Origin of the sequence: Mycolicibacterium setense, from assembly GCF_000805385.1 — a bacterium.
In the GTDB taxonomy this organism is placed as follows: Bacteria; Actinomycetota; Actinomycetes; order Mycobacteriales; family Mycobacteriaceae; genus Mycobacterium; species Mycobacterium setense.
Genome location: NZ_JTJW01000001.1, coordinates 116,378 through 132,586 on the forward strand (window position 1 = coordinate 116,378; position 16,209 = coordinate 132,586).

14 protein-coding genes are annotated in these 16,209 nt (G+C 68.5%); 9 read left to right on the forward strand and 5 right to left on the reverse strand.

Annotated features, from left to right (window positions below; all coding sequences use genetic code 11):
- The first annotated feature begins 7 nt into the window (after positions 1 to 7).
- On the forward strand, positions 8 to 784 hold the full coding sequence (locus QQ25_RS00590; protein WP_039376568.1) for a TIGR03084 family metal-binding protein: 777 nt from the start codon (positions 8 to 10) through the stop codon (positions 782 to 784).
- A 73-nt stretch (positions 785 to 857) separates the two neighbouring features.
- Here the strand turns inward: QQ25_RS00590 and QQ25_RS00595 are convergent, their stop codons facing one another.
- Together QQ25_RS00595 and QQ25_RS00600 are read right to left on the reverse strand one after the other, a co-directional pair.
- Entirely contained in the window at positions 858 to 1,373 is a 516-nt protein-coding gene (locus tag QQ25_RS00595; protein ID WP_039326629.1) for a hypothetical protein, read from the reverse strand.
- An 18-nt stretch (positions 1,374 to 1,391) separates the two neighbouring features.
- A complete protein-coding gene (locus QQ25_RS00600) occupies positions 1,392 to 2,849 on the reverse strand; it encodes a CCA tRNA nucleotidyltransferase (protein WP_039376570.1) in 1,458 nt (485 codons plus the stop codon).
- An 84-nt stretch (positions 2,850 to 2,933) separates the two neighbouring features.
- Between QQ25_RS00600 and QQ25_RS00605 the strand changes: the two genes are divergently transcribed.
- The 8 genes from QQ25_RS00605 (at position 2,934) to QQ25_RS00640 (ending at position 14,129) form a co-directional block, all read left to right on the forward strand.
- Positions 2,934 to 3,737, forward strand: coding sequence for an NUDIX hydrolase (locus tag QQ25_RS00605; protein ID WP_052235536.1), 804 nt, complete (start codon positions 2,934 to 2,936; stop codon positions 3,735 to 3,737).
- Positions 3,734 to 6,244: a DUF6049 family protein gene (locus QQ25_RS00610; protein WP_039376571.1), complete on the forward strand. Its 2,511-nt coding sequence runs from the start codon at positions 3,734 to 3,736 to the stop codon at positions 6,242 to 6,244. Before QQ25_RS00605 ends, QQ25_RS00610 begins: the two co-directional genes overlap by 4 nt.
- The gene (gene murJ / locus QQ25_RS00615) at positions 6,241 to 9,987 is read left to right on the forward strand and encodes a murein biosynthesis integral membrane protein MurJ (RefSeq protein ID WP_082017352.1); all 3,747 of its coding nucleotides are present in this window, start codon (positions 6,241 to 6,243) and stop codon (positions 9,985 to 9,987) included. The genes QQ25_RS00610 and murJ overlap by 4 nt, the downstream gene beginning before the upstream one ends.
- 99 nt (positions 9,988 to 10,086) lie before the next feature.
- Positions 10,087 to 10,740 carry an RNA polymerase sigma factor SigM gene (gene sigM / locus QQ25_RS00620; protein WP_082017353.1) on the forward strand — a complete coding sequence of 218 codons (654 nt, stop codon included), beginning with the start codon at positions 10,087 to 10,089 and terminating at the stop codon, positions 10,738 to 10,740.
- Complete coding sequence (locus QQ25_RS00625; protein WP_039376572.1) at positions 10,691 to 11,443, forward strand: RsmA family anti-sigma factor; 753 nt, start codon at positions 10,691 to 10,693, stop codon at positions 11,441 to 11,443. The genes sigM and QQ25_RS00625 overlap by 50 nt, the downstream gene beginning before the upstream one ends.
- Before the next feature lie 81 nt (positions 11,444 to 11,524).
- Positions 11,525 to 12,460, forward strand: a complete 936-nt coding sequence (gene trxB, locus QQ25_RS00630; RefSeq protein WP_039376574.1) for a thioredoxin-disulfide reductase — start codon at positions 11,525 to 11,527, stop codon at positions 12,458 to 12,460.
- 34 nt (positions 12,461 to 12,494) lie between these two features.
- The gene (trxA, locus tag QQ25_RS00635; protein WP_029109268.1) at positions 12,495 to 12,827 is read left to right on the forward strand and encodes a thioredoxin; all 333 of its coding nucleotides are present in this window, start codon (positions 12,495 to 12,497) and stop codon (positions 12,825 to 12,827) included.
- A gap of 111 nt (positions 12,828 to 12,938) precedes the next feature.
- The gene (locus tag QQ25_RS00640) at positions 12,939 to 14,129 is read left to right on the forward strand and encodes an N-acetylmuramoyl-L-alanine amidase (protein WP_039376575.1); all 1,191 of its coding nucleotides are present in this window, start codon (positions 12,939 to 12,941) and stop codon (positions 14,127 to 14,129) included.
- Positions 14,130 to 14,180: 51 nt separating this feature from the next.
- Here the strand turns inward: QQ25_RS00640 and QQ25_RS00645 are convergent, their stop codons facing one another.
- From QQ25_RS00645 to QQ25_RS00655, 3 genes are all read right to left on the reverse strand, one after another.
- Positions 14,181 to 14,537, reverse strand: a complete 357-nt coding sequence (locus QQ25_RS00645) for a DoxX family protein (RefSeq protein WP_039376578.1) — start codon at positions 14,535 to 14,537, stop codon at positions 14,181 to 14,183.
- Positions 14,534 to 15,133: a TetR/AcrR family transcriptional regulator gene (locus QQ25_RS00650; protein WP_039376579.1), complete on the reverse strand. Its 600-nt coding sequence runs from the start codon at positions 15,131 to 15,133 to the stop codon at positions 14,534 to 14,536. Before QQ25_RS00650 ends, QQ25_RS00645 begins: the two co-directional genes overlap by 4 nt.
- 130 nt (positions 15,134 to 15,263) lie before the next feature.
- Positions 15,264 to 16,124: a hypothetical protein gene (locus QQ25_RS00655; RefSeq protein ID WP_039376580.1), complete on the reverse strand. Its 861-nt coding sequence runs from the start codon at positions 16,122 to 16,124 to the stop codon at positions 15,264 to 15,266.
- Between the last annotated feature and the right edge of the window lie 85 nt (positions 16,125 to 16,209).

A 16,209-nucleotide genomic window follows, 5' to 3' on the forward strand; every position in this document is an offset into this window, starting at 1 on the left:
GACCGCCATGGTGAGCGCCGAGCCGATCGTTGCCGACTTGTCCGCCGAGAGCGACGAACTCGATGCCCTGGTGGCCGATCTGTCACCCGAACGCTGGGCCACCCCCACGCCCGCCCCCGGCTGGACCATCGCCCATCAGATCGCGCACCTGTTGTGGACCGATCGGGTGTCGGTCATCGCGATCACCGACCAAGCCGGTTTCGATGCGGTGCTCGCCGAGGCGATGCAGAACCCGACCGGATTCGTCGACGCCGGGGCGGAGGAACTCGCCCTGACCCCACCAGCGGATCTCCTGGCCGACTGGCGCGCCACCCGCGCGCGATTGCACACCGAACTCGTGAACGTGGCCGAGGGCCGCAAGCTGCCCTGGTTCGGCCCGCCGATGAGCGCGACATCGATGGCCACCGCCCGCATGATGGAGACCTGGGCGCACGGCCTGGACGTGGCCGACGCACTCGGGGTGCGCAGACCCGCCACCGCGCGGCTGCGGTCGATCGCCCACATCGGGGTCCGCACAAGGGATTACGCGTTCACCGTGCACGGGCTGACACCCCCGGCCGACCCGTTCCGGGTGGAGCTGGCCGCGCCCGACGGCTCGTTGTGGGAATGGGGACCGCAGGACGCGCCGCAACGGGTGACGGGCTCTGCCGAGGACTTCTGCATGCTGGTGACCCAGCGGCGGGCACCCTCGGACCTCGATGTGACGGCGGTTGGCGACGACGCCGCCAAGTGGCTGACCATCGCGCAGGCCTTCGCCGGGCCGCCGGGCGCTGGCCGGGGCTGAGCACTCGACTAGCAAGATTCGATTCTGCGCTGAGGGCGCGAAAGCTCAAGTGGCCCAGGCCCTCACCGCAGAGTCAACGCGGCGGCGTGACACCGCTCGCGGAGTCGGCAGCGCCGTCACCATCGGCATCGGCAAGCTTCAGGTCCCAACGGCCGTCACCGTCGGTGTCGACGTACGCCACGCCAGGACCCAAGACTCGGTCGGCCAGACCGTCGCCGTCGGCATCGACCAGGCGGTCGTCGGCCGCGCCGTCGGCATCGAAATCGACCAGCGGCCCGCCGGGCTCGGCGACCTCCGCCCCGTCCAGACCGAACCAGCGCACCTGCCCGGACCGATCGACCCGGAGCGCCCAGGTGCCCGAACCGTCATCGGAGAAATAGCTTTCGGCCTGCCCGTCGTCATCGGAATCGAGCACCGCCCGCTCCGCGATCCCGTCGCCGTCGAGGTCGGCCATCACATCGTCGAGCCGGCCGTCCCCGTCGAAATCCAGGCCGATGCCGTCGAGGCTGCCATCACCGTCCACGTCGATATCGGGTACCCCGGTGAAGATGGCCGCCGATCCGTCGGGCTCACCCAGGCAATAGTCCATGACTGATCAGACGCACGATCAGCCCCTCGCGTTCCACCATTTCAACAACTCGTCGACGGCCTGCTCGCGCGACAGTGGCCCATGGTCGAGCCGGAGCTCCTTGAGGTACCGCCAGGCCTCGCCGATCTGCGGACCCGCCGGGATGCCGAGGATCTCCATGATCTCGTTGCCGTCGAGGTCCGGCCGGACCCGCTGTAGGTCCTCTTTGGCCGCCAGCTCGGCGATCCTGTTCTCCAGATCGTCGTAATTGGCCTGCAGCCGCGCGGCGCGGCGCTTGTTGCGGGTGGTGCAATCGGCACGCACCAGCTTGTGCAGCCGGCTCAGCAGCGGCCCGGCATCGGTGACATAGCGACGCACCGCCGAATCGGTCCACTTGCCGGTGCCCTTGTCATCGGCATAGCCGTGAAACCGCAGATGGAGATACACCAGCTGGGATACGTCGTCGATCATCTGCTTGGAGTACTTGAGCGCACGCATCCGCTTGCGGGTCATCTTCGCGCCGACCACCTCGTGGTGATGGAAGCTCACCCCGCCGTCGGACTCGTGCTTGCGCGTGGCCGGCTTGCCTATGTCGTGCAGCAGTGCGGCCCAGCGCAGCACGAGGTCCGGACCTTGGTCCTCCAGATCCACCGCCTGCCGCAGCACCGTCAGCGAATGCCAGTACACGTCCTTGTGCTGGTGGTGTTCGTCGATGGCCATGCGCATCTCGCCGACCTCGGGCAGCACCACGTCGCCCAAACCGGTCTGCACCATCAGGTCCACGCCGGCCACCGGATCGGCGCCCAGCAGCAGCTTGTCCAGTTCGGCGGCCACCCGCTCAACGGTGATGCGCTCCAACTGCGGCGCCATCTCCAGCAGCGCCTCGAGCACCCGCGGCGCGACGCCGAACCCGAGCTGCGACACGAACCGGGCGGCGCGCAGCATCCGCAGCGGATCGTCCCCGAACGACACCTGCGGTGCCGACGGGGTGTCGAGCACCTTGGCCTGGACGGCGGCCAAACCGCCGAGGGGATCATGGAATTCGGCGGGGCCATCGGCCGCGATGCGTACCGCCATGGCATTCACCGTGAAATCGCGGCGCACCAGATCGTCATCCAGATTGTCGCCGAACTCGACGGTCGGGTTCCGCGACACCTGGTCATAACTGTCGGCCCGGAACGTCGTGATCTCCAGCCGGTGCTCCCCCTTGCCCACACCGATCGTGCCGAACTCGATCCCGGTGTCCCAGATCGCATCGGCCCACGGTCGCAGGAACTTCAACATCTGCTCGGGGCGGGCGTCGGTGGTGAAGTCCAGATCACTGTGCTCGGTCAGCCGGCCCAGCAGTGCGTCGCGCACACTGCCGCCGACCAGATACAGCTCGTGGCCCGCCGCAGCGAACACCGCACCCAACGCGCGCAGCACCTCCGCGCGTTGGTTCAGCGAGACCAGTGCGCCGGCCAGCAATTCGGCATCAGTAACAACAGCGTCGGACACGTTCGATGAGCCTAATGCTCCCGGTGTGGTCACAACCGGCGAGTGTGGCAGGAGGCCAACCTCGTGGCAGCTACTATCGCTTGGGTGTCGGACGGCGAACAGGCCAAACCACGACGGCGCCGCAGTCGGCGTCGTGGCCGTCGTCGTGCACAAAGGGCGGCGGGACCGCCGGCGGGTGATCAGGCCAATGATGCCGCCGCCGCCAGCGAGACGACCGTCGGCGCGGCCAACCCCGCGCCCACGCCGCGTGACCAGTCCAAGCAACACAAGTCACGGCCTCGCCGGCCGCCGGAGCGGCTGCGCACTGTGCACGAGACCTCGGCCGGGGGCCTGGTCATCGACGGAATCGACGGTCCCAAGGACACCCAGGTGGCCGCGTTGATCGGCCGGGTCGACCGGCGCGGCCGGATGCTGTGGTCACTGCCCAAGGGGCACATCGAACTCGGCGAGACCGCCGAGCAGACCGCGATCCGCGAGGTCGCCGAAGAAACCGGGATCCGGGGTGACGTGCTGGCCGCGCTCGGCAGCATCGACTACTGGTTCGTCACCGAGGGCCGCCGGGTGCACAAGACCGTGCACCACTACCTCCTGCGCTTCCAGGGCGGGGAGTTGTCCGACGACGACGTCGAGGTGACCGAGGTCGCATGGGTCCCGCTGCGGGACCTGCCCTCCCGATTGGCCTACGCCGACGAGCGCAAGCTCGCCGAGGTGGCCGGCGAACTCATCGACAAACTGCACACCGACGGTCCGGGATCCTTGCCGCCGCTGCCCCGCAGCGCGCCCAGGCGCCGTCCCCAGACCCACTCACACGCCCGTAATCACCGCCGCGACGACCCTGCGCAACCCCAGCCCCGCCGGCGCACGAACGGATGCGGACAGGGACCGTGACCGCCGCTCCGGCGGTGCGCCGAGGGGTCTCCCTCCTGGCGCACACAGTGGTGCTTGTGGCGGTGGTGTTGCTGTTCTCGGTGTGGTCCACCGCCGCCCTGCCTGCACTCCTGCCCCGAGCCGCCGCAAGCGAGCCCGGGGCGGTGCCGTTCCTCCAGATCCGGATCGACCGCGTCACGCCCAACGTCGTCACCACCACCAGTGAATCGGTGGTGACGGTCAGTGGGGCGGTGCTCAATGTCGGCGACCGGCCGGTACGCGACGTGGACATCCGCATGGAGCACGCACAGGCGGTGGCCTCCTCGAGTCAGCTGCGCACCGACCTCACCGGCGATGGTGACCGGTTCGAACCGGTGGCCGACTTCGTCACACTGGCACCGGAGCTGCAGCGCGGCCAGTCGGTCGGGTTCACGCTGTCCTATCCGCTGCGCACCGAGGGCGCCGGCTCGCTGCACATCACCCAGCCCGGCGTATATCCCCTACTCATCAACGTCAACGGCACGCCGGATTACGGCGAGCCGGCCAAACTCGACGACGCCCGTTTCCTGCTGCCGGTTCTCGGCGTGCCGCCCGACCGGCCAGAAGGCAATGCGCCCGACGCTGGTGAATATCCGATGTCGGCTGCCGACACCCTCAATTCAGTGGTGCCGCCCGACACGTCGCAACCGGTTCGGATGACCATGCTCTGGCCCCTGGCCGACCGGCCGCGGCTGGCCCCGGGCGCCCCCGGTGGCACCACGCCCGTGCGCCTGGTCGACGACAGCCTCGCCGCCTCGCTGGCCCCCGGAGGCCGGCTCGACACGCTGCTCGCGGCCGCGGACTTCGCGACCGGACCCACCGTCGACTCCGGCGGACAGATGCGCGCCACCCTGTGCCTTGCCGTCGACCCCGATCTCTTGGTCACGGTCAACGCGATGACCGCCGGCTACGTCGTCAACGACGGACCCGACGCCGGGCCCGCGACCCCGACGCGCCCCGGCACCGGCCAGGAAGCCGCCGTCAACTGGCTGAACCGGCTGCGGGCCCTGGCCGCCCGGCTCTGCGTGGCACCCACCAACTACGCCCAAGCCGATCTCACCGCACTGCAGCGCGTCGGCGATCCCGGCCTGAGCGCGATCGCCACCAACGGTGCCGGCGATGTCGTCGACCAGATCCTGGGCGTCGCCTCGGTCCGGGGCGCCAGCATCCTCGCCGACGGCCCGCTCACCCGGCCCGCCATGGATCTGCTTGCCGCGCAAGGCCAGACCGTCAGCATCTCGGCCGCCCACATCACCGCCCAAGACTCCGAAACCGGCGCCCCCGAGACCGCCGATGTCACGCCACTGCGCTACCGGCCGGAGATCGTGGCCGCCGGATTCGACCCCGCCGTCGGAGCCGCGCTGGCCGGCGCGGGCACCGACCCCGTGGCGCCGTCCTATCTGGATCCCTCGCTCGACATCCCGGTGCGCCACGACTCGCAGACCGCCCGCCGCCAGGATGCGCTGGGAGCACTGCTGTGGCGGGGCCTCATGCCGGCCGAAGGGCCCCGCACCCAGATCCTGATGCCACCGCTCGTGTGGTCATTGGACGCCGACGACGCCCAGGCCATCCTCACGTCGGTGGCCACGACCATCCACGCCGGGCTGGCAGTACCACGTCCCCTGCCCGCGCTGATCGCCGAGAGCAACGCCGTCGCACCCGAACCGCTGCAACCCCCGCCGCCGGACTCACTCGGCAACCCGGGCGGCGACATCGACGACAACATCAGCGGCGGCATCTCAGCGGTGATCAGCCGGCTGTGGGGCCTGACTGCCGCACTGACCACCGACGAGCGCACCGGCCTGACCGGCATGCAGTACACCGCGCCGCTGCGGGAGGACATGCTGCGGGCGCTCAGCCAATCGGTACCGCCCGAGGCCCGCGAGGGGCTGGCCGAGCAGCGCTTGCAGACGGTCAGCCGCAGTGTCGACGACATGTTCGGCGCGGTCACCATCGTCAACCCGGGCGGCGCCTACACACTGGCCACCGAGCGCAGCCCGCTGCCGCTGGCACTGCGCAACGACCTGCCCGTTCCGGTGCGGGTCCGGTTGCACGTCGATGCCCCACCCGGCATGACCGTCACCGACATGGGCGAGATCGAACTGCCGCCCGGCTACCTGCCGCTGCGGGTGCCGATCGAGGTGCACTTCACCCAGCGGGTGGCCGTCGACGTCAGCCTGCAGACCACCGACGGCCTGACCCTCGGCGAGCCGGTCCGGTTGTCGGTGCATTCCAACGCCTACGGCAAGGTGCTGTTCTTCATCACACTGTCGGCAGGGGCCGTGCTGATGGCTCTGGCCGGACGCCGGTTGTGGCACCGCTTCCGCGGCCAGCCCGACCGGGCAGACCTCATCCCGCCGGGCGAACACCCCGACCCACTCGACGTTGCCATGGCGTTCAACGACACCGGCAACGACACCGATCACGACGGGGCCGCGGCATCCCACTCCCCACCGGTGCCCGAAGCCAGTCCGGATCGCCGCACATGACCTCGCCCGACTACCGCCCGACCCGCCCGGTCACCCCGCCCGCTGCCCAGCCGCCGGGCCACCCGGTCCGTCCCCCGGGCCCACCGAGGATTCCGCATGCGACGGGTCCGGGCCGGCCGGCCGGGCGCCCGGAACTGTCCGATGCCGCCGTGGTCTCGCGGTCGTGGGGCATGGCATTTGCCACGCTGATCTCCCGGATCACCGGATTCTTCCGGTTCGTGCTCCTGATGGCCCTGCTCGGCGGACCGCTGACCAGCTCGTTCTCGGTGGCCAACCAGCTGCCCAACATGGTGGCCGCACTGGTGCTGGAGGCCACGTTCACCGCGATCTTCGTGCCGGTGCTGGCCCGCGCCGAACGCGACGATGCCGATGGCGGCACCGACTTCGTCCGACGCCTGGTCACCCTTGCGACCACGCTGCTGCTGGTCGCCACGGTGCTGTCGGTCCTGTGCGCGCCGCTGCTGGTCCGGCTGATGCTCGGCAGCGATCCGCAGGTGAACAATCCGCTGACCACCGCGTTCGCGTACCTGCTGCTGCCGCAGGTGCTGTTCTACGGGCTGTCGTCGGTTTTCATGGCGATCCTCAACACCCGCAACGTGTTCGGCCCCCCGGCCTGGGCGCCGGTGGTCAACAACGTGGTGGCGATCGTGACGCTGGCCGTCTTCGCTCTGGTGCCCGGTGAACTGTCGGTGGACCCGATCGAGATGGGCACGGCCAAGCTGCTGGTTCTCGGCATCGGCACGACCCTGGGCGTGGTCGCACAGGCCGCCGTCCTGTTCGCGGCCATCCGCGCCGAACGGGTCAGCCTGCGTCCGCTGTGGGGCATCGACAACCGGCTCAAGCAGTTCGGCGCGATGGCCGCCGCGATGGTGCTCTATGTCTTGATCAGCCAGATCGGCCTGATCGTGGGCAACCAGATCGCCAGTTCGGCCGATGCCTCGGGCCCGGCGATCTACAACTACACCTGGCTGGTCCTGATGCTGCCGTTCGGCATGATCGGCGTCACGGTTCTGACCGTGGTGATGCCGCGACTGAGCCGTAACGCGGCGGCCGACGACATCCCGGCGGTGCTCGAGGATTTGTCCCTGGCCACCCGGCTGACCATGGTCACGCTCATCCCGATCGTGGCGATGATGACCGTCGGCGGGCCCGCGATCGGCAGCGCACTGTTCGCCTACGGCAACTTCAGTGCCTCCGATGCGGGCTACCTCGGGATGGCGATCACCCTCTCCGCGTTCACCCTGATCCCCTACGCGCTCGTATTGCTGCAGCTGCGGGTCTTCTACGCGCGGGAGCGGCCCTGGACACCGATCTTCATCGTGGTGGTGATCACCACCGTCAAGATCGTCGCCTCGATCGCCGTCCCGCACCTGACCGACAACAGCCGCATGGTGGCGGGTTATCTCGGTCTGGCCAACGGCCTGGGATACGTCGCCGGCGCCCTGGTCGGCTATCTGCTCTTGAAGGCCAATCTGCGTCCCCGCGGCGGGCGGCTGCTCCGCGACTCGGTGATCCGCACCATCCTGGTGACCGTCGCGGCGTCACTGCTGGCCAGTCTGGTGGCCCATGCCGCCGACCGGTTGCTGGGGCTGGACTCGCTGACCGCACACGCCGGTGCCGCGGGTTCGCTGCTGCGCCTGCTCGCCCTCGGCGTGATCATGGTTCCGATCATCGCCGGAGTGATGCTCGGCGCCCGGGTACCCGAGGCTCACTCGGCACTGGCGATGGTCCGCCGCCGGATCGGACGCGGGCGTGCCGCGCCGCAGCCGGAGGCCGGAAAGGTAGCCGTGCAAACAATTGCGCCGCCCGTCGGGCCTCATCCCGCGGCGCCCGTCACGTACCCTGATCAGAGGAATTCTTCTCCCACTGGGTGGCCGTCAAGCCCGGCAGCCGCCGGAGGCGGGAGTCCGGCAGGTGTTGCCGGAGCGGGGATGTGGAAAGGATCACCGGTGACCGACGAAGCTGCGGACGGCCCGGCACTGGACTCCACGTCGAGTTCCGGCATGACGAGTTCCGGGATGACAACCGAGACGACCAAGTTGCCGCGTCCGGCCGCCGACGAGTTCCAGCCGGACGTGGCCCCGGCCGGACCCTCGGCCGCCACACCGGACGAAGGCACCGAATCCGACGACGCGGCAGAGGCGCGCTCCAACGGGGCGACCCGTCCGCTCACCGATTACGGCGGTGACCCGACCCGCGAGCCGATCTCGTTCGCCCCACCGCACGATGCCGCGCTGGAATCCGCCGAAGGCGACGTGCACCTCATCCCGGGGGCGACCATCGCCGAGGGCCGCTATCGGCTGCTCGTGTTCCACGGCGGTCCGCCTCACCTGCAGTTCTGGCAGGCGCTGGACACCGCGCTGGACCGCCAGGTGGCGCTGACCTTCGTCGACCCGGACGCCACCATGTCGGACGCGAAGGTGCAGGAAATCCTTTCGCGCACCCTGAAACTCAGCCGCATCGACGTTCCGGGGATCGCCCGGGTGCTCGACGTGGCCCACAGCGGATCCGGCGGCCTGATCGTCTCCGAGTGGATTCGCGGCGGCTCACTGGCCGAGGTCGCCGACACCTCACCTTCCCCGATCGGCGGCGCCCGGGCCATCCAGTCGCTGGCCGCTGCCGCAGAGGCTGCCCACCGCGCCGGTGTCGCCCTGTCGATCGATCACCCCGGCCGGGTGCGGGTCAGTATCGAAGGCGATGTGGCACTTGCCTTCCCGGCCACCATGCCCGACGCCACCCCCGACGACGACATCCGCGGCATCGGAGCGGCGCTCTACGCGCTGCTGGTCAACCGCTGGCCGCTGCCCGAGTCCGGGGCGCGCAGCGGGCTGGAGCCCGCGGCACTGGATCCGGCCGGGCAGCCGGTCGAGCCACGCGCCGTCGACCGCGACATCCCGTTCCAGATCTCGGCCGCGGCCGCTCGCGCCGTCCAGCCCGGTGGTGGCATCCGAAGTGCCCCAACACTTTTGAATCTGCTGCAGCAGGCCACCGCGATCGCCGACCGCACCGAGTTGCTGGGCTCGGTCGAGGAGACTCCAGTCCCGGCCGCCCCGGTCCGGGCACACGAGACCCCGGAGGAACACGAAGCCGCCGAGGCGCGGCGGCGCAAGGGGCTGATCATCGGGATCAGCGTGGGCGCCGCGATCATCCTGGTGGCACTGGTGGTGATGGCGTCCGTCCTCAACAGCATCTTCGGCGACGTGGGCGGCGGTCTCAACCGCGATGAGCTCGGCCTGAACGCCCCCTCGGCGAGTAGTGAAGAGAACCAGGACAGTTCGTCTGCTGCCACCGGCAGCACGGTGAAACCCGTTCGGGCCACGGTGTTCTCGCCCGAGGGCGAAGCCGATTCACCGGCTACTGCCGGGCAGGCCATCGACGGCAGCTCCAGCACGGCCTGGTCCACCGACACCTATTCGGACCCGGCACCGTTCCCCGGATTCAAGAACGGCGTCGGCCTGATGCTGCAGCTGCCGCAGCCGACCGAGGTCGGCTCGGTCACCTTGAACGTGACGAGCACCGGCACCTCCGTGCAGATCCGCTCATCCCAGACGGCCACTCCGTCATCGCTGTCGGACACCACCGAACTGAGCCCGACCACGCCACTGAAGCCCGGCTCCAACACCATCTCGGTGAACAAGGCCTCGTCCACCTCCTACGTACTGGTGTGGATCTCGACGCTGGGCACCGTGGACGGCAAGAGCCGCACCGACATCTCCGAAGTCACCATCAAAGCCGCTTCCTGAACCGTTATCCCCAGCCGAGCTGGGACCTTGACCTGGTGTTATGGCCGGTCAGGCAAACAAGTGTCCGGGCGGCTACCCGACAGCGTTTAGGTTCAGCGTGTGGGAAGGTTCGGGGGAACCGGCAAGCCGGTCACAGAGCAGCTGCCGGGGCAGGACACCGTCGCGCGTTCCGATGCCGAACTGCTGGCCGCCCACGTCGCCGGGGACCGGTATGCGTTCGAGGAGCTCGTCCACCGACACCACCGCCAGTTGCGCCGCTTGGCTTTTCTGACCAGTCGCCACCACGAGGACGCCGACGACGCCGTGCAGGAAGCCTTGCTGTCGGCGCATCGGACGGCCGCATCATTCCGGCACGATTCGGCGGTCAGCAGCTGGCTGTACCGGATCGTGGTCAACGCGTGCCTGGACCGCGTGCGCCGGTCGCGCACCCAGCCGACCGCCTCGCAATACGACCTCGGGAGCATGCTTCATCTGCGTGATCCGGCCGGCGACCCGGCACCGCGGGTGGCCACCGCGATCGTGGTGGAGCGGGCCCTCCTGCAGCTGCCGGTCGAGCAGCGCGCAGCGGTGGTGGCCGTGGACATGCAGGGCTACTCGGTAGCCGAGACGGCGAAGTTGCTCGGTGTCGCCGAGGGCACCGTGAAGAGCCGCTGCGCTCGCGCCAGGCACAAGCTGGCCCACCTGCTCCAGTATTTTGAAGCCGATGAACGGCAGCACGCCCCGAGTGCCGTCGGACGGCCCGATTCCTGCTGAGCTGCTGGCTGACCTCCAGGCCGGGCTGCTCGACGACGCCACCGCCGCGGACATTCGCCACCGGGTACGCACCGATCCGGTGGCCGGGCCCGAGGCAAAGAACACCATCGCCGCCCTTGATCGGGTGCGCCGCGATCTTCGGGGTCTCGGCCTGGACGCGGAGTCGGCTCCCCCGGTGCCCGCCGAGGTGAGTAGCCGACTGTCCGAGGCACTGCGGGCCGAGCCCGCCCTGCCGAGACGGTCCCCCCGGCGCTGGAAGTCGATCGCCGCGGTCGCCGGAGCGGGTGCGGCCGTGGTGGCCGCCGTGCTGGGCGGCGTCGTACTCGTACGCCCGGCCGGCCAGGCACCGTCGACGATGGTCACCGTCGGCCAGATCACGGTCGCACCGCCGCACGGCGATATCGGCCTGTCCGAATCCCAGATCCTTGGCCTGCTGTCCGCATCACCCGATCTGGGGCCGCTGAGCGACGCCCGGCGCCGCAACGAGTGCCTGAGCGCGCTGGGCTACCCGTCCAGCGTCCAGATTCTCGGTGCCCGTCCGGTCGAGGTCGCCGGCCGGCGCGGTGTGCTGGTCGTGGTTCCTCCCGGCACGTCCGGCAGACCCGACACCCTCGTCGCTGTGGTCCTTGCCGCCGACTGCGACGCCGACCATGGCGGCGCGCTGGCCCAGACCGTGGTCAAACGCCCGGTGACACGTCCGTAGTCTGTCCTACGAACTCACCTGGGAACACATCCGGCCTAGGCTGACGTTGCAACCCGTGCCGAGTACGGCAGAAAGGCCTACATGTCCACCTCAGCGACGGTTCACGACGTCATCATCATCGGTTCCGGCCCCGCCGGATACACCGCGGCCATCTACGCTGCCCGGGCCCAGCTCAAGCCGCTGGTGTTCGAGGGCACGCAGTTCGGCGGCGCGTTGATGACCACCACCGAGGTGGAGAACTACCCGGGATTCCGCGAAGGCATCACCGGCCCCGAGCTGATGGACGAGATGCGGGAGCAGGCGCTGCGCTTCGGTGCGGATCTGCGCATGGAAGATGTCGACGCCGTCGACCTCACCGGACCGGTGAAATCCGTCACCGTCGGCGACGAGACCCACCAGGCCCGCGCGGTGATCCTGGCCATGGGTGCCGCTGCGCGCCATCTGGGTGTTCCCGGCGAGGAAGCACTGACCGGCATGGGCGTGAGCACCTGCGCCACCTGCGACGGCTTCTTCTTCCGCGACGAGGACATCATCGTGGTCGGCGGGGGCGATTCAGCGATGGAGGAAGCGACGTTCCTCACCCGATTCGCCCGCTCGGTGACCCTGATCCACCGCCGCGACGAATTCCGCGCCTCCAAGATCATGCTGGAGCGCGCCCGTGCGAACGAGAAGATCACCTTCCTGACCAACACCGAGATCACCCAGATCGAGGGTGATCCGAAGGTGACCGGCGTGCGGCTGCGTGACACCGTCACCGGCGACGAGTCCAAGCTCGACGTCACCGGTGTCTTCGTCGCGATCGGCCACGACCCTCGCTCCGGACTGGTGCGCGGCCAGATCGATCTCGACGGCGAGGGGTACGTGAAGGTCGTCGGCCGCACCACCGCCACCACGCTCGAGGGAGTGTTCGCCGCGGGCGACCTTGTCGACCACACCTACCGACAGGCCATCACGGCGGCGGGCAGCGGCTGTTCCGCGGCGATCGACACGGAGCGCTGGCTCGCCGACAACGACTGATCCCCAATAGATTTCGACCCGACAGGAGAGTTCCATGAGTGCGGACAGCGCCACAGTAACCGTCACCGACGATTCGTTCTCCAACGACGTCCTGACCAGCAGCACACCGGTGCTGGTGGATTTCTGGGCCACTTGGTGCGGGCCGTGCAAGATGGTGGCACCGGTGCTCGAGGAGATCGCAGGCGAGAAGGCCGGCGAACTGCGGGTCGCCAAGATCGATGTGGACGCCAACCCGGCGACCGCACGCGACTTCCAGGTGGTGTCGATCCCGACGCTCATCCTTTTCAAGGACGGCCAGCCGGTCAAGCGCATCGTCGGCGCCAAGGGTAAGGCGGCGCTGCTGCGGGAACTCGCCGACGCGCTCTGACCTCACTCACACCCCGGATACGCCTGGCGTTTTCCGGTATGTGGCCGAAATCTGAGACAATGCTGGCTAGCTAGTCCGGCAGACGGCCGGAAACCAGCATGGAGGGGCCGAATGTCGAGTCTGCGTCGCGGTGACCGTGGCGGAGCAGTCACCGAGATCCGGGCAGCGTTGGCCGCGTTAGGTCTGATGGACAACCCTGACGAGGATCTGAGCACCGGTAGACATGTTGCGCTCGACGCATTCGACGACGAGCTCGACCGCGCCGTCCGGGCTTTTCAGCAGCATCGTGGCCTGCTGGTGGACGGAATCGTCGGGGAGGCCACGTATCGCGCCCTGCGCGAGGCCTCCTATCGACTCGGTGCACGCACACTGACCCATCAGTTCGGTGCACCCATGTACGGCGACGACGTGGCCACCCTGCAGGCCCGCCTGCAGGACCTCGGCTTCTATACCGGCATGGTGGACGGGCATTTCGGCCTGCAGACCCACAATGCGTTGTCCTCGTATCAACGCGAGTACGGGCTGTACCCCGATGGCATCTGCGGCCCAGAAACCTTGCGCTCGTTGTACTTCCTGGGTTCGCGGGTGACCGGCGGGTCACCGCACGCGATCCGGGAAGAGGAGCTGGTACGTCGCTCCGGTCCGCAACTGTCCGGTAAGCACGTCATCATCGATCCGGGCCGCGGCGGCGCCGATCACGGCATGATCATGCACGGTCCGGACGGGCCGATCAGCGAAGCAGATATCTTGTGGGACTTGGCAAGTCGGCTTGAAGGCCGGATGACGGCGATCGGCATGGAGACCTTCATCTCCCGGCCGGCCAACCGCAGTCCGATGGATCCCGAACGTGCCGCCACCGCCAACAGGGTTGGCGCCGATCTGATGATCAGCCTGCGGTGTGAGAGCCAGCGCTCCCCCTCCGCCAACGGGGTGGCCTCGTTCCACTTCGGCAATTCGCACGGTTCGGTGTCGACCATCGGCCGCAACCTTGCCGACTTCATTCAGCGAGAAGTGGTGGCCCGCACCGGGTTACGCGACTGCCGGTCCCATGGACGCACCTGGGATCTGCTGCGGCTGACCCGCATGCCCACCGTCCAGGTCGACATCGGCTACATCACCAATCCGCACGACCGCGGCCTGCTGTTGTCCACCCACACCCGTGACGCGATCGCCGAAGGCATCCTGGCCGCGGTCAAGCGGCTCTACCTGCTGGGCAAGAACGACCGGCCCACAGGGACTTTCACCTTTGCCGAGTTGTTGGCGCATGAGCTTTCGGTCGAACAGGCCAGCCGCGGCGCGTGAGCGCCTGTTCTGCTTTGAGCGCGTGAGCGCCTGTTCTGCTTGAGCGCGTGACTACGTATAGGACACAGCGAGGACGACGCTCGAGAACACCAGCATGCCAAGACAGTTCACCCAAAAGGTGGAGTTGAGGAACCCGGCACGCAGGTGGGCCACCGCAGCACACACGAAGTACATAACCACGCCGACGTTCGCGGCGATTCCCACGCCTGGGTAGTGCAGACCCACGAGGAGCCCCGCAGCGGCGCCCAGTTTGATGACAACCAGCGTCCACCACCAGTCCCGCGGGAATCGCACTCCGTCCAGGCAGTCGCGGATGAACTTGGGAGGTCGGATCGACATCAGGGCGTCGCCCAGCAGCACTACTGCCAGCGCGATGGTGAGTAGGGGCAGGTGCGGGGTGTCGATCATTGTGGAAGTCCTTTTCCGAGAATCAGATCGACCGCTTCGGCGAAGCGGTCGGGGGCAACGGACTGGTCGAAGGCGCCGCCGGACGCCGCGCGGAGGACGCCGATGTAGGCGAGGTAGAGCGTGCGCGCGGCGGCACCGGGATCGGAGTGGCCGGCTGCGCGGAAGATGTTCTCGAAATCCGCCACCAGCTCGTCGGCCAGCTCGGTGAACGTGCGCGACTTGTGCCGGCCGCGTGCGACCACGGCCGCATACTCGCGGGCGAGCTCGCGGTCGGATTGGAAGTAACCCACGAAGGGCTCCACCGTCGCGATCAGTCGCTCGGCTGCTTGTTCCTTCGTGAGCGGAGGTACGTGCTGGTTCCGGTCCCGCGCCGCGTGCACTCCCGCAATCCACTGGTCGACGATCGCGATCAACAGGCCGTCCTTGTCGCCGACGCCCATGACGGTGCCGACGCTCACGCCCGCCTCGGCCGCGATCCGGCGGACCGTGGTTGCGGCGAAGCCGTGGTCACGGAACAGCCGATCGGCGGTCGCGAGGACTCGCTGAGTGGTGCCGGCCTTGGCCTCGGCCCTTGACTGAACATGTTCATTGAACACGTTCAGGACATTAGCGCGCTCCGGCCCGGTCGTGCAAGTGCCTATCCGAACTGTCCGGCCCGGGTTGATGCGAACGACATGCGTGCGAACCGGTTGGCCGGTTGAAAGTCAGACGGCCCGCGAGTGATTTCTACTGTGGGACAGAGCTTTTAGCTCCGACGCCGGCCCCCGACATTCCGGCGCCGATCGGCAGTTCCATCCGGGCGCTCTCCAACAATCGCTCGAGTGCGGCCTCCACTTCGGCCTTCCATCCGAGTCCCTTGTCGAGTTCCAAGCGCAGACGCGGGAAGTACGGGTGCGGAGCCACCACGGTGAAGCCGACATCTTCGAGAAAATCCGACGACAGCATGCACTGGTCCACAGAGCAGTCCCCCAGTACCGCCACCGCCCGGGACAACTCCTCGGGCAGCTTGCCGGTGTCGGTCATCTCCGTAACGGCCGAGGTGTAGCCGAACGCTTCCAATGCTCGCACTCCGCGCCTCACCAGGTCATTCACCACAGCGGCAAGCAGACTCTGCGACAACAGATCACGGTCTTCGGCGCACTCCACTCCGACCGCAGTCAACAGGATCGCATCAGCGCTCACCGGAGCGGTCGGGAAAAGCCGCGCCCGCGGTACCGCTCCCGGGGGCGCGTAGAACGCGAAGCCGAGGCACGGATCATCGATGATGGCTGGAGCGGTCCACTCGTCCCCGGTGGTCGGCCCGGTCAACCCGGCTGAAGCCTTGTCGGTGTCGGCGTCAGCACCGCCGTCTCCCCCGGCATCGGGCTCTTCTGCCGGTGCATCGCCGCGGTCGGTGACCGCGAGCTGGCCGCACGACCCCCACTCGAGCATCACCATCGAGAGCCAGGCTTCTTTCTCGAATTCGGGATCGGTCAGGTGATCCTCATCCATCGTGGAGGGGTCAACTTCCCAGAACACACAGCGCCGAGCATGCTTGGGCAGCTGCTCGAAGCCCTCGAGCCGAAGCGGCGTGATACGTGCTGTCACTGAGGTCCCTGGCTTTCACACTTTGTGCGTGGCTGCCCCTCAAGGATAGGAGAGTCCGCCGGAGCCGGCTCACTGCGCCCTGGAA